This is a genomic window from Geodermatophilus sp. SYSU D01186, from assembly GCF_054050215.1.
Window position 1 is genome coordinate 1 of the sequence record NZ_JBJGYW010000003.1, and the last position, 12,925, is coordinate 12,925.

Annotated in this window: 10 protein-coding genes and 1 tRNA gene; 7 read left to right on the plus strand and 4 right to left on the minus strand. The window is 74.2% G+C overall.

Annotation, left to right across the window (positions count from 1 at the left end):
- Positions 1-128 precede the first annotated feature (128 nt).
- Positions 129-1,340: a sensor domain-containing phosphodiesterase gene (locus ACI784_RS02730; protein ID WP_457012451.1), complete on the minus strand. Its 1,212-nt coding sequence runs from the start codon at positions 1,338-1,340 to the stop codon at positions 129-131.
- A 250-nt stretch (positions 1,341-1,590) separates the two neighbouring features.
- Positions 1,591-1,673 (minus strand) — tRNA-Leu (locus ACI784_RS02735).
- Positions 1,674-1,851: 178 nt separating this feature from the next.
- Here ACI784_RS02735 and ACI784_RS02740 point away from each other — a divergent pair.
- From ACI784_RS02740 to pknB, 7 genes are all read left to right on the plus strand, one after another.
- A complete protein-coding gene (locus ACI784_RS02740) occupies positions 1,852-2,661 on the plus strand; it encodes an FhaA domain-containing protein (protein ID WP_457012452.1) in 810 nt (269 codons plus the stop codon).
- A gap of 13 nt (positions 2,662-2,674) precedes the next feature.
- On the plus strand, positions 2,675-3,133 hold the full coding sequence (locus ACI784_RS02745; protein WP_456921827.1) for an FHA domain-containing protein FhaB/FipA: 459 nt from the start codon (positions 2,675-2,677) through the stop codon (positions 3,131-3,133).
- Positions 3,130-4,545 (plus strand): PP2C family protein-serine/threonine phosphatase, encoded by a 1,416-nt coding sequence (locus tag ACI784_RS02750; protein WP_457012453.1) that lies wholly within the window; start codon positions 3,130-3,132, stop codon positions 4,543-4,545. Before ACI784_RS02745 ends, ACI784_RS02750 begins: the two co-directional genes overlap by 4 nt.
- A complete protein-coding gene (locus ACI784_RS02755; RefSeq protein ID WP_457012454.1) occupies positions 4,542-5,960 on the plus strand; it encodes an FtsW/RodA/SpoVE family cell cycle protein in 1,419 nt (472 codons plus the stop codon). Before ACI784_RS02750 ends, ACI784_RS02755 begins: the two co-directional genes overlap by 4 nt.
- The gene (locus ACI784_RS02760) at positions 5,957-7,399 is read left to right on the plus strand and encodes a peptidoglycan D,D-transpeptidase FtsI family protein (RefSeq protein ID WP_456921830.1); all 1,443 of its coding nucleotides are present in this window, start codon (positions 5,957-5,959) and stop codon (positions 7,397-7,399) included. Before ACI784_RS02755 ends, ACI784_RS02760 begins: the two co-directional genes overlap by 4 nt.
- Entirely contained in the window at positions 7,399-9,246 is a 1,848-nt protein-coding gene (locus tag ACI784_RS02765) for a serine/threonine protein kinase (RefSeq protein WP_457012455.1), read from the plus strand. The genes ACI784_RS02760 and ACI784_RS02765 overlap by 1 nt, the downstream gene beginning before the upstream one ends.
- 133 nt (positions 9,247-9,379) lie before the next feature.
- Positions 9,380-11,311, plus strand: coding sequence for a Stk1 family PASTA domain-containing Ser/Thr kinase (gene pknB / locus ACI784_RS02770; RefSeq protein WP_457012457.1), 1,932 nt, complete (start codon positions 9,380-9,382; stop codon positions 11,309-11,311).
- A 73-nt stretch (positions 11,312-11,384) separates the two neighbouring features.
- Here the strand turns inward: pknB and ACI784_RS02775 are convergent, their stop codons facing one another.
- Positions 11,385-12,041 carry an aminodeoxychorismate/anthranilate synthase component II gene (locus tag ACI784_RS02775; protein ID WP_456921833.1) on the minus strand — a complete coding sequence of 219 codons (657 nt, stop codon included), beginning with the start codon at positions 12,039-12,041 and terminating at the stop codon, positions 11,385-11,387.
- A 76-nt stretch (positions 12,042-12,117) separates the two neighbouring features.
- Positions 12,118-12,885 (minus strand): DUF881 domain-containing protein, encoded by a 768-nt coding sequence (locus ACI784_RS02780; protein WP_457012458.1) that lies wholly within the window; start codon positions 12,883-12,885, stop codon positions 12,118-12,120.
- Positions 12,886-12,925 lie beyond the last annotated feature (40 nt).

The window sequence follows — 12,925 nt, forward strand, 5'->3', positions numbered from 1 at the left end:
GCGAGCGTTAGCGTGGGACACGAGACCTCCGAGCATTCGGGCGTGGCGTCAGCACCCACACCTTCGCTCGGAGGTCTCCTCGTTGGATCAGGCCTCGGCGCCGTCAACAACGCTCATGGGCAGTACAGCTAGGCGAGCACCGCGCAGTCCTGTCGGGGACGGCGCAGTGCGTCCGCCAGCACGGTGACGGGGCGGGGACGGCCCAGGTGGAAGCCCTGGCCGTGGCGGACGCCCAGGCCCTGCAGGGCGGCGTGCTCCCGGGCGTGCTCGATCCCCTCGGCGACCAGGGTGGCGCCGATGCGGTCGGCGAAGAGCACGAGGCTGCTCACGAGGGAGGCCCGGGCGGGGTCGGTGTCGATGCCCCCCACCAGGGCACGGTCCAGCTTGATGACGTCCGGGGCGAGGTTGAGGATGTGCTGCAGGGACGCGAACCCGGAGCCGGCGTCGTCGACCGCGAGGCGGACCCCCGACCAGCGCAGCCGGTTCAACGGAGCGGCCAGGACGTCGTAGTCGGCGACCGGGACGTGCTCGGTCAGCTCGATCACCAGCCGCTCGGTGGGGCCAGAGGTGATCAACCCGACCAGCCGCGGTGACGCGAGAGTCGCCGGGGAGGCGTTGAGCGACAGGTACAGGTCCGGAGGCAGCCGGTCCAGGGTGGCCACGGCCCGCTCGATGGCCGCGAGCTCGAGCTCCGCCCCGAGTCCGACGGCGGTGGCGTCGGCGAACCACGCCTCCGGCCCCTGCCGGACGTGGGCGGGGAAGCGGGACAGGGCCTCCGCGCCCACCGCCTGCCCGGTGGTCAGGTCCACGATCGGCTGGACCACCACGCTGGGCCCACCGTCGCGGAGCACCTGCTCCACCCGCTCCCGCCGTGCGCGGGCGACCTGCTGCCCCGCCAGGACGGCGGCGTGCTCCTCGGTGACGTCGCGGATGGAGGAGACGACGTACTCGACCTCACCGGAGGGCGCCAGCACCGGGTCGGTGTTCAGCGACAGCCACCTGAGCTCGCCCTCGACGTGGACGCCGACGACGCGGCCGCGGATGCCCACGCCGGCGTGGACGGTGGCGGCGGTCGGCCGCTGGTCGGCCGGCCACGGGGTGCCGTCGGGCCGCAGCGCCGACCGCAGCTCGTGGAGCGCCTGACCGTGCAACTGGTCCGCGGTGAGACCGAGGACGCGGCGTGCCGCTGAGTTGCTGGTGATCACGCGACCCTCGGGATCCTGCAGCAGCACGCCTTCGACGATGTTGTCGAGCAGGGTGGCCTGGAGGCGCTCCAGCCGCGAGGTCTCCGCCAGCAGCCGCCGCAACTGCTCGGCGTCCGCATCCGCCCCGGGTCGCACCGCGCGGAACCTCCTCACCGCTCCCCCTCCGGACGAGCCGTCGACGGCCCCACCGGCTCGCGGACGGGTCCACGGGCGCGGCGGGACGAGACAGGGACGGCCGACACGATCACCTGACCGTCATCGGCTCCACCGCACGGCACCTGGAGCCTCGCCAACCCCCAGGGGTGACGGTCGGCCGGGCCCGGGGAGGAGCCGAGACGCGACGCGGCCCCGGGGTCGGAACCCCGGGGCCGCGTCGTCGTGCCGGTGGGCAAGGGGGGAGTTGAACCCCCACGTCCTCTCGGACACACGGACCTGAACCGTGCGCGTCTGCCATTCCGCCACTTGCCCTGGCGAGGAAGAACCCTAGCAGCACCTCTGCGGACACCCGAGGAGGGGGGCACCCCCGCCCCGCGCCGACGCGCCGCGCCCGGGGCGTCGGGAGGTCACCGGCCGGTCCGCCGCCGCGCACCCGGCTACGATCAACGATGGCAGATCGGGACGTCCGCGCGAGCGCAAGGGAGCGACTGTGGGTGTGCTGCAGCGCTTCGAGCGGCGGCTGGAGGGGATGGTCGGGCTGGCCTTCGCCCGGCTCTTCAAGGGCAAGGTGCACCCGGCGGAGATCGCCAAGGCCCTGACCCGCGAGGCCGACGAGCAGCGCAGCGTCATGGGCGAGGGCCGGGTACTGGCGCCCAACGTCTACGACGTCCGGCTGGGCCCGACCGACTACGACCACCTCGCCGAGTGGTCCGAGCAGCTGGCCGCCCAGCTCGCCGACATGGTCTCCGAGCACATCGACGCCGAGGGCTACCAGGTCTTCGACGCCGTCCAGGTGCGGCTGGAGCGCGACGAGGCGCTGCTCACCGGCGTCTTCGAGGTCAGCTCGCACGTCGCCGACCCCGCGCGTCCCGGCAGCCGCGCCGACGACGTCCCCGCGCCGCTGCCCACCGGCGGCGTCCCGCCGCTGCCCCCGCTGCAGGGACGGATGGCCACCGACACCGGCCGGCAGCAGCCGTCGTCGGTGGTCGGGCGGGCCGGCACCCGGCCCGGTGTCACCCACGTCCTGCTGGTCGACGGCCCGGGCACCCGGCACGAGCTGACCACCGGCCGCAACGTCATCGGCCGCGGCACCGACGCCGACATCCGGCTGCCGGACACCGGGGTGAGCCGCAGGCACGTCGACGTCGTCCTCGACGGGGCCACCGCGATCGCCGAGGACCTCGGCTCCACCAACGGCACCCTGGTCAACGGCCGCCGGATCACCCGGCAGCCGCTGTCGGACGGCGACGTGATCCGCATCGGCCACTCGGTGCTGGTGTACCGGCAGGACGGCGCGTGAAGCAGGTTCTGCGATGACCGCCGAGATCGTGTTGCAGATCTTCCGCTTCGGCTTCCTGCTGCTGCTGTGGCTGTTCATCTTCGCCGCGTTCCGGGTGGTGCGCGCCGACCTGTTCGGCGGCCGGGCCGGCCGGGTGGCGTCGGTGCCCCCGCGCGCGGCCGCCGGCAAGAAGAGGAACCGCGGGCCCAAGACGCTGGTCGTCACCGCCGGACCACTCTCCGGCACCAAGATCACCCTGGGTGAGCAGCCGATCCTCATCGGCCGGGCCGACGACTCCACCCTCGTGCTCACCGACGACTTCGCCAGCTCCCGCCACGCCCGGCTCACCAACCGCGGCGGCCAGTGGTACGTCGAGGACCTCGGCTCCACCAACGGCACCTACCTCGACCAGCAGCGCGTGCAGGGCCCGCTGCTGATCGCCCCCGGTCAGCCGATCCGGATCGGCCAGACGGCCCTGGAGCTGCGTTCATGACCCTCGTGCTGCGCTACGCGGCCCGGTCCGACCGCGGCCTGGTCCGCGGCAACAACCAGGACTCGGTGTACGCCGGTCCCCGGCTGCTCGCCGTCGCCGACGGCATGGGCGGGCACGCCGCCGGCGACGTCGCCAGCAAGGTCGTCATCGCCGCCCTGGAGCACCTGGACGACGACGCCCCGTCCGGCGACATGCTGCAGGCGATGCGGGAGGCCGTCTTCGACGGCAGCGAGCACCTGCGCGAGGTGATCCGCGAGTCCCCGCAGCTGGAGGGCATGGGGACGACGCTGACCGCCGTCCTGTTCGCCGGTGGCCGGCTGGCCCTGTGCCACATCGGCGACTCCCGCGCCTACCTGCTGCGCGACGGCGTGCTCACCCAGATCACCCACGACGACACGTTCGTGCAGACGCTGATCGACGACGGTCGGATCACACCGGAGGAGGCCAACCACCACCCCCAGCGCTCGCTGCTGCTGCGCGCGCTGAACGGGCAGGAGGTCGACCCCTACCTGTCGATGCGCGAGGCGCGCGCCGGCGACCGCTACCTGCTGTGCTCCGACGGCCTGTCCGGCGTCGTGAGCGAGGAGACCCTCGCCGCCGCCCTGCTCGACCCCGACCCCCAGGCGACCGCCGACCGGCTCATCGAGCTGGCGTTGCGCAGCGGCGGGCCGGACAACATCACCGTCATCGTCGCCGACGTCGTCGAGGACGGCGGGCACGGCACCGCGCCGGTGGACCCCGTGGTCGACGGCGCGGCCGGCGACAACATCGGTCAGCGCGAGGTCGACCCCCGATCGGCGGCCGGGCGTGCGGCGCTGCACGATCCGCCCCCGACGCCGCCGACGCCGTCCGGCGCGGGCGCCGGCATGGTCGCGGCTCCACCGCCGGGACGCCGCCGGCGCCGGCTGCTGTGGGGCCTGGGCGCGCTGCTGCTGGGGGTCGCGGTGCTGGTCGGCGTGTACCTGTGGCTGCTGTCGAACTGGTTCGTCGGCGTCGAGGACACCTCCGCCGGCGAGCGGGTCACCGTCTTCCGCGGCATCGACACCGCCCTGCTCGGCGTCGACCTCAACCGCGTGGCCGACGTGACCGACCTGGCCGTCGGTGACCTCCCCCAGGCCAATGCGAGCAAGGTCCGCCGGGGCATCGAGGCCACCGACGGCGACCACGCCGACCGGATCGTCGCGATGCTGCGCGCGCAGCGGCTGCCCGTGTGCCCGAGCGAGGACGACAGCAGCCGGTCCCTGCCCACCCCCACCCCCACCCCCACTCCGACCCCGGCTCCCGACGGCGTCCCGGCACCCGGCGGGCTCGTGCCGCCGGCCGTCCCGGCGGAGACGACGCCCGAGGCCACCGTGTCCGAGCGGTCGACGCCGGCGCCCGAGCCCGGAGTGGACTGCCGGGAGGCGAAGTGACGACCGGCCCGTCCACGGACCCCCGTGCGAACGCGGCGGGTGCGGCCCCGCCGAAGCGGCGGAACACCGAGCTGGCGCTGCTGGCCTTCGCCGTCGTCATCACGCTCGTCGCGCAGGGCATCGTCGACCTGACCATCACCGGGTCACTGCGCCCGGAGCTGCTCACCTTCGGCGGGTGGTTCACCGCGCTGTGGGCCGTCGTGCACGTCGTCGTCCGCCGGTGGGCGCCCTACGCCGACCCGCTGCTGCTGCCCGCGGTGGCGCTGCTGACCGGCCTCGGGCTGTCGGTCATCCACCGCCTGGACCTCGCCGCCGAGCAGATCGACAGCAGCGCCACGCGCGAGGACGCCCCCGTCCAGCTGGTCTGGGCCACCCTCGGCGTCGTCCTGTTCGTCACCGTCCTGGTGGTGCTGCGCGACCACCGGGTGCTCTCCCGGTTCGCCTACACGCTGGCCCTGGTCGGCCTGGTGCTCCTCGCGATCCCCGCGGTGCTGCCCTCCTCGATGTCGGAGGTCAACGGCGCCAAGATCTGGATCCGGCTCGCGGGCTTCAGCATCCAGCCCGGTGAGTTCGCCAAGATCTGCCTGATCGTCTTCTTCGCCGCCTACCTGGTCGACAAGCGCGACGTCCTCGCGCTGGCCAGCCGCCGGGTGGCCGGCCTGGAGCTGCCCCGCGCCCGCGACCTCGGGCCGGTGCTGGTGGCCTGGGCGCTGTCGATCCTCGTGCTGGTCTTCGAGCGCGACCTGGGCAGCTCGCTGCTGCTGTTCGGCATCTTCGTGGTGATGCTCTACGTCGCCACCGAGCGCGCCAGCTGGCTGCTCATCGGCCTCGGCCTGTTCGCCGGCGCCGCGCTCATCGCCTACTCGGTGTTCACCCACGTCCAGTCGCGCGTCGACGTCTGGCTGAGCCCCTTCGAGTACCGGGACGGCTCCGGCTACCAGCTCGTGCAGTCGCTGTTCGGGCTCGGCACCGGCGGCCTGTTCGGCGCCGGCCTCGGCGGCGGACGCCCGGACCAGGTGCCGGTCGCCAAGAGCGACTTCATCGCCGCGGCCATCGGCGAGGAGCTCGGGCTCTTCGGCCTGGTCGCGGTGATCATCGTCTACCTGGTCCTGGTCGAGCGCGGGCTGCGCACCTCGCTGATCGTCCGCGACGCCTTCGGCAAGCTGCTCGCCGCGGGCCTGTCCTTCGCCATCGCCTGGCAGGTGTTCGTCGTCCTCGGCGGGGTGACCGGCCTGCTGCCGCTGACCGGCCTCACCACCCCGTTCCTCGCCTACGGCGGGTCCTCGCTGGTGGCCAACTTCGTGCTGGTCGCCGTCCTGGTGCGGATCAGTGACGCCGCCCGCCGTCCGGCCGCCCCCGCCGGGCCGCCGAAGCCGGCGCTGGGCGACGCGCCCACCGAGGTGGTGACGCCGTGAACGCACCCCTGCGCCGGGTCGCCATCAGCGTGCTCGTGCTGTTCACGCTGCTGATCATCAACGTCAACTACATCCAGGTGGTCCGCTCCGACGAGTTGCGCACCGACCCGGGCAACACCCGGGTGCTGTCGGAGGAGTACGACCGCGAGCGCGGCTCGATCGTCGTCGCGGGCACCGAGATCGCCACCTCGGTGGCCACCGACGACCGGCTGACCTACCTGCGGCAGTACCCGCAGGGGGAGCTGTACGCGCCGGTCACCGGCTACTACTCGCTGGTCTACGGCAACGCCCAGACCGAGCGGTCGATGAACGACTTCCTCGCCGGCAACGACGCCCGACTGTTCGCCCGGCGGCTCGCCGACCTGTTCACCGGCCGCGACCCCTCCGGCGGCGACGTCGTCCTCACCCTCGACCCCGCCGTCCAGGAGGCCGCGATGGCCGGCCTCGAGGGCGTGACCGGCGCGGTCGTAGCCCTGGACCCCTCCACCGGCGCGGTGCTGGGCATGGCCAGCACGCCGACGTACGACCCGAACCTGCTCTCCAGCCACGACCCGCAGGCGATCCGGGACTACTGGGCGCAACTCAACGACGCCGACCGCGATCCCCGGCTGAACCGGGCGATCGGCGACAACTACCCGCCGGGGTCGGTGTTCAAGGTGGTCGTCTCGGCGGCCGCGCTGGCCACCGGGGAGTACACGCCGGACACCGTGATCCCGGCGCCGGACACGCTGACCCTGCCCGGCACCAACACCGAACTGGAGAACTTCGGCGGCTCCCGCTGCAGCAGCACCGGCGAGCAGCCGCTGATCGACGCGCTGACCATCTCCTGCAACACCGCCTTCGCCCAGCTCGGCATCGACCTCGGCGAGGACCGGGTGCGCGAGATGGCCGAGGCGTTCGGGATGGACGGCGAGCGGCGGGAGATCCCGCTGACCGTGGAAGCCAGCACCATCGGCGACCCGGAGAACGACGCGCAGCTCGGCGTGAGCTCGATCGGCCAGCAGGACGTGGTGGTGACCCCGCTGCAGGCGGCGATGATCGCCGCCGCGGTGGCCAACGACGGCACGCTCATGCAGCCGTACCTGGTCGACCAGCTGCGCGCCCCCGACCTCAGCGTCATCGACGAGACCGACCCGGAGGAGCTGAGCCAGCCGGTCACCCCCGAGGTGGCCGGCCAGCTGACCGAGATGATGGAGAGCGTCGTCGCCAACGGCTCCGGCCGGGCCGCCCGCATCCCCGGCGTCACCGTCGCCGGCAAGACCGGGACGGCGGAGAACGCCGGCCCCGACCACAACTGGTTCGTCGGGTTCGCCCCGGCCGACGACCCGCAGATCGCCGTCGCGGTCTTCGTGGCCAACGGCGGGGGTACGGGTGGGGACGTGTCCGCCCCCATCGCCCGTGAGGTCATGCAGGCCCACCTGGACGGGCAGGGCGGCTGATGGCCCTGTCCACCGGCACGATCCTCGCCGGCCGCTACGAGATCACCGCCCCCATCGCGACCGGCGGGATGGGGGAGGTGTGGCGGGCCCGCGACCGGGTGCTCGACCGCGTCGTCGCCGCCAAGGTGCTGCGCAGCGAGTTCACCGGCGACCCCAGCTTCGTGGCGCGGTTCCGCAACGAGGCGCGGCACACCGCGGCGCTGAGCCACCCGAACATCGCCTCGGTCTACGACTACGGCGAGACCGACGACGAGCGCGGCGGGCAGCTGGCGTTCCTCGTCATGGAGCTGGTCGAGGGCAAGCCGCTGGTGACGATCCTCCACGAGGAGGGCAAGCTCCCGGTCGACTGGACGCTGCACGTGCTGGGCCAGTCCGCCGACGGCCTGTCGGCGGCGCACAAGGCCGGCGTCGTGCACCGCGACATCAAACCGGGCAACCTGATCGTCCGGCCCGACGGCGTGGTCAAGCTGACCGACTTCGGCATCGCCCGCGCACGGGACGCCACACCGCTGACCCGCACCGGCATGGTCGTCGGCACCGCCCAGTACCTCTCCCCCGAGCAGGCCCAGGGCTTCGAGGTCACCGCCGCCTCCGACGTCTACTCCCTCGGCGTGGTCGGGTACGAGTGCCTGACCGGCGGCCGCCCCTTCGACGGCACCTCCCAGGTGGCCGTGGCCCTGGCGCACATCAACCGCCCGCCGCCGCCGCTGCCGGGCCACGTGCCGGCCGCGGTGCGGCTGCTGATCGAGCGGGCCCTGGCCAAGGACCCCGCCGACCGGTTCCCCGACGGCGGTGCGTTCGCCGCCGCCATCCGCTCGGTGGCCGCGGGGAGCGGCCTGTCGGCTCCCGGGTCCGGCGGGCCGGCCACACCGGCCGCAGGGCGTCCGCGCCCCGGGCCCGTCGCCGCGGTCCCCGTGCCCACGTCGGCGGAGCCCGCGACGGCCCAGACCGAGCTCGTCACCGACGTGTCCGACAGCCGCACCCAGGTGCTCGGCGCCGCCTCCGCCGGCGGCACCGGCGACACCGGCGGCCCGGGGACGGCGCCGGGGACCATGCCGCCGCTGCGGCGACCGGCCGAGGACGACGGCACCTGGGACGGGCCCCGCCACGCGGAGCCGTCCCGCGGCCGCAACCGGTGGGTGTGGGTGGTCGCCGGCCTGCTGCTGCTCGCGCTGCTCGGCGGCGGTACCTGGTTCCTGCTCTCCGGCGACGGCGACCCCTCGGCGGCCGACCCGCAGCAGACCAGCGCACCGGCCACCAGCACCTCCACGGCGGCGGGCACGTTCACCGTCAACACCGACGAGTTCATCGGGCAGAACGTCGACGACGTCGAGGAGTACCTGGTCGGCAACGGCCTGCAGGTCAGCCAGCGCGAGGCGACCGCCGCGCAGGTGACCGCGCCGGGCCGGGCCTTCGACGCCGACGACGTCGTCGCCTCCGACCCGGCCAACGAGGCCGTGCCCCTGGGCACCGTCGTCACGCTGTACTACGCACCCGACGACTACGCGCCCGACACCACCGACGAGAGCGACCCGAGCGAGACCCAGCCCCAGCCGACGACGGCGGTGCCCACCACGACGACACCCAGCCGGACGACCACGGCGCCCGGCAACACGTCGAGCAGCAGTCAGGGCAACGGCCAGGGGAACGGCAACGGCGGCAATCCGGGGGAGAACCAGGACCCGGGCGGTGAGCGGGAAGGGGACGAGGGGGATGAGGCGCCCGCCAACCCGCCGGGCGGGAACCTCCCGGGAGACCCAGCACCGACGGCGACCGAGCCTTCCGTTCCCGCGACCGGGACGGGGAACGCCCAGCCGGCACCGGGCGCCGCGGGTGCGACGGAGTGATCCCGCTCCCCCGCGGCTCCCGGGTCGGGGTCGTCCCAGCGGTTAGGCTCCCCGCCGGCCCACCCGTCCGCCGCGTCCGCCCGTTGCCCGACTCCCCCTGGACGCCGGACCGCACCGCCCGAGAGGACCCCCGATGACCACGCCGCAGGTGCTCGGAGAGCGCTACGAGATCGGCGGGGTGCTCGGCCGCGGAGGCATGGCCGAGGTGCACCGGGGCCGTGACCTGCGGCTGGGCCGCGAGGTGGCCGTCAAGGTGCTGCGCAGCGACCTGGCCCGCGACCCGTCGTTCCAGGTGCGCTTCCGGCGCGAGGCACAGGCCGCGGCCTCGCTGAACCACCCGGCGATCGTCGCGGTCTACGACACCGGCGAGGATCGCTCGCCCAGCGGCGCCACGCCGTACATCGTCATGGAGTACGTCGAGGGCCAGACCCTGCGTGACGTGCTGCGCAGCGAGGGGGTGCTCTCCCCCGAGCGGGCCATGAGCCTGTCCGCCGACATCTGCGGGGCCCTGGACTTCAGCCACCGCAACGGCATCGTGCACCGCGACGTGAAGCCCGGGAACGTGATGATCACGCCGCAGGGCTCGGTCAAGGTCATGGACTTCGGCATCGCGCGCGCGGTCTCCGACTCCGCCGCCACGATGACCTCGACCGCCGCGGTCATCGGCACCGCCCAGTACCTCTCCCCCGAGCAGGCCCGCGGTGAGGGCGTCGACGCCCGTTCCGACGTCTACTCGGTCGGCTGCCTGCTCTACGAGCTGGTCACCGGCGCGCCGCCGTTCACCGGCGACTCCCCGGTCGCGGTGGCCTACCAGCACGTCCGCGAGGACCCCCGCCTGCCGTCGTCGATCAACCCGGCGATCCCGCCGGAGCTCGACGCGATCCTGCTCAAGGCGATGAGCAAGAACCCGGCCAACCGCTACCAGTCGGCCGCGGACATGCGCAACGACCTGCTCCGTGCACTGGCCGGCCAGCGGGTCGAGGCCACGCCGGTCATGAACGACGCCGAGAAGACCACCATCCTCGGCGCGCCCCCCGGCTACGGCGGCGGCGACTGGGACGAGGGCGACGACGAGGCGGCCCGGAAGCGGAAGCGCACGCGGGTGGTCATCGCCGTCGTCGCCGCCGTCCTGCTGCTCGGCGGCGTGATCACCGCGGCCCTGCTGCTCAACTCCGGCGACGACCCGGAGACCCCGGCCGCCCAGCAGGTCGCCGTGCCCACCCTGGTCGACCTGCCGCGGGCCGACGCGGAGGCCGCCATCACCGACGCCGGCCTGGTCGTGGGCGACGTGACCACCGAGATCACCAACGACGACTCCCAAGTGGGCAACGTCGTCTCCAGCACCCCCGCCAGCGGCGCGCGGGTCGACGAGGGCAGCGAGGTCGACCTCGTCGTCGGCGCGGCCCCGGACAGCGTCGCCGTCCCGCCGGTGGTCAACCTGGACGAGGACGACGCGCGGACCGCCCTGGAGAACGCCGGTTTCACGGGGAACGTCAACCGCGACGCCGTCGACTCCCTCGAGCCGGAGGGCACCGTCGTCCTCGTCGACCCCGAGCAGGGCACCCAGGTGCCGCCGGACACGACGATCACGCTGTCGGTGTCCGACGGGGACGCCGAGGTGCGCGACGTGGTGGGCCAGCAGCAGGACGCCGCCGTCCAGGCCCTGCGCGGGGACGGGTTCACCAACGTCCGGCCGGAGCAGGTCGAGGACGAGCAGCCCGCGGGCACCGTCGTCGCCATGTCGCCGGCGGCGGGCAGCCAGGCGACCGCGGACGCCCAGATCACCCTGCGGGTCTCCAGCGGCCCCGCGGAGCCGGAGACGGTCACCGTGCCGAACGTCGTCGACCAGCAGCAGTCGGCGGCGACCAGCGCGCTGCAGGGGCTCGGACTGGTCGTGAACGTGGTCCAGCAGGACGCTCCCGACCCGGCCGACGTCGGCCTCGTGATCGCCCAGAGCCCGTCGGCTGACGCCGAGGTGGAGCCGGGCTCGACGGTGACCATCACCGTCGGCCGGGCGCCCCAGGGCGGCGGCGGCACCGGTGACGGCACCGGTGGCGGCGGCTGAGCCACGAACCGACCGCACCGACGGCGAAGGGCCCCTCCCGAGCGGGAGGGGCCCTTCGCCGTGCCGGGGGGACTCAGGCGGGGGTGGCGACCGTCGTGAGCCGGCGCACGGCCGCTGCGGCCGCCTCGACCGCGGCGGGGTCGGGGGCCATCCCGCAGGTCTCCAGCCACGTGGCGAGCATCCGGTGCCCGCCCTCGGTGAGCACCGACTCGGGGTGGAACTGCACGCCCTCGATGGGCAGCTCCCGGTGGCGCAGGGCCATCACGATCCCCGACGGCGTCTCCCCGGTCACCTCGAGCTCGTCGGGCACCGTGGCGCGCTCGACGGCCAGCGAGTGGTACCGGGTGGCGGTGAACGGCGAGGGCAGCCCGGCGAGGACGCCGGCGCCGGTGTGCACCACCTGGCTGGTCTTGCCGTGCAGCAGCTCCGGCGCCCGCACCACCTCGGCACCGAAGGCCTCGGCGATCGCCTGGTGGCCCAGGCACACCCCGAGGACGGGCGTGCCGGCGTCCGCGGCGGCCCGCACCATGGGCACCGTCACCCCGGCGCCGGACGGCGTCCCGGGGCCGGGGGAGAGCAGCACCCCGGCGACGTCGAGGTCGGCGAGCTCGTCGACGGTGACGGCGTCGTTGCGGCGGACGATGCAGCGCACGCCCAGCTGACCCAGGTACTGGACCAGGTTGTAGACGAAGCTGTCGAAGTTGTCGACGACGAGGACGGGGCGGTTCACGCTCCCTGTGTACCAGGCAGACCCCGTGCTCCCCACCACTCGCGGACTGGCAGCGGGACCCCGCACGGGGCCTCACTCAGTCGTCGGTGGCGGTGGCGTGCTCCATGGCCAGCGTGCCCTCGTAGGCCGGCACCGTCAGAGACGGGCGGTCGCGCACGTCGAAACCGAGGCCGAAGTCCTCGACCGCCTGCTGGAACACCGCCACCTGCGGCGAGGCGGCCAGCTGGGCGCGGATCGCGGTGGTGTCCCCGACCGCGGTGACCACGAACGGGGGCGAGTACGTGCGGCCCTCCAGGAGCAGCACGTTGCCGACGCAGCGGACGGCGCTGGTGGCGATCAGCCGCCGGTCCATGATCGCGACGCCGTCGGCCCCGGCGGCCCACACCGCGTTCACCACCGCCTGCACGTCGGACTGGTGGATGACCACGTCGTCGGGGCGGGCGCCGATCGGCAGCGAGCCGTCCGGCCGGCGGGGCGCGTCGTCCAGGACGATCTCCACACCGCGGCCGCTGAGCGCGACCAGGCCCGCCGACAGCTCGGCGCCGTCGTCCTGGGCCTGGGCGGCGGCCACCGCGCCGTCCCGGGAGGCGGCCTGGTCGGTCAGCGCCTGCGTCTGGTCGCGCAGCGCCGCCAGCTGCTGCTGCTGGGCCCGGAGGACCTCCTCCCGGGCCCCGATCAGCGCCGACAGCTCGGTGACCTCCCCGCCGCGCAGGTCGGTGCCGCCGGCGGTCTGGCTGGAGGTGGCGAACAGCAGCCCGGCGAGGAGCGCCACGACGGGCACCAGCGCCGCCCACGCGGCGCCACGGCGGTGCCCCGGACGGGTCAGGGTGCGGGCTCCGGCCACGGTCGCAGCTTAGGCTGGAGTTCTGTCACGGCCGGCAGCG

Excerpts from the sequence above, each read along its gene's own strand:
- ACI784_RS02745 (WP_456921827.1), top strand. The coding sequence starts at position 2,675 with ATGACCGCCGAGATCGTGTTGCAGATCTTCCGCTTCGGCTTCCTGCTG.
- ACI784_RS02750 (WP_457012453.1), top strand. The coding sequence starts at position 3,130 with ATGACCCTCGTGCTGCGCTACGCGGCCCGGTCCGACCGCGGCCTGGTC.
- ACI784_RS02765 (WP_457012455.1), top strand. The coding sequence starts at position 7,399 with ATGGCCCTGTCCACCGGCACGATCCTCGCCGGCCGCTACGAGATCACC.
- pknB (WP_457012457.1), top strand. The coding sequence starts at position 9,380 with ATGACCACGCCGCAGGTGCTCGGAGAGCGCTACGAGATCGGCGGGGTG.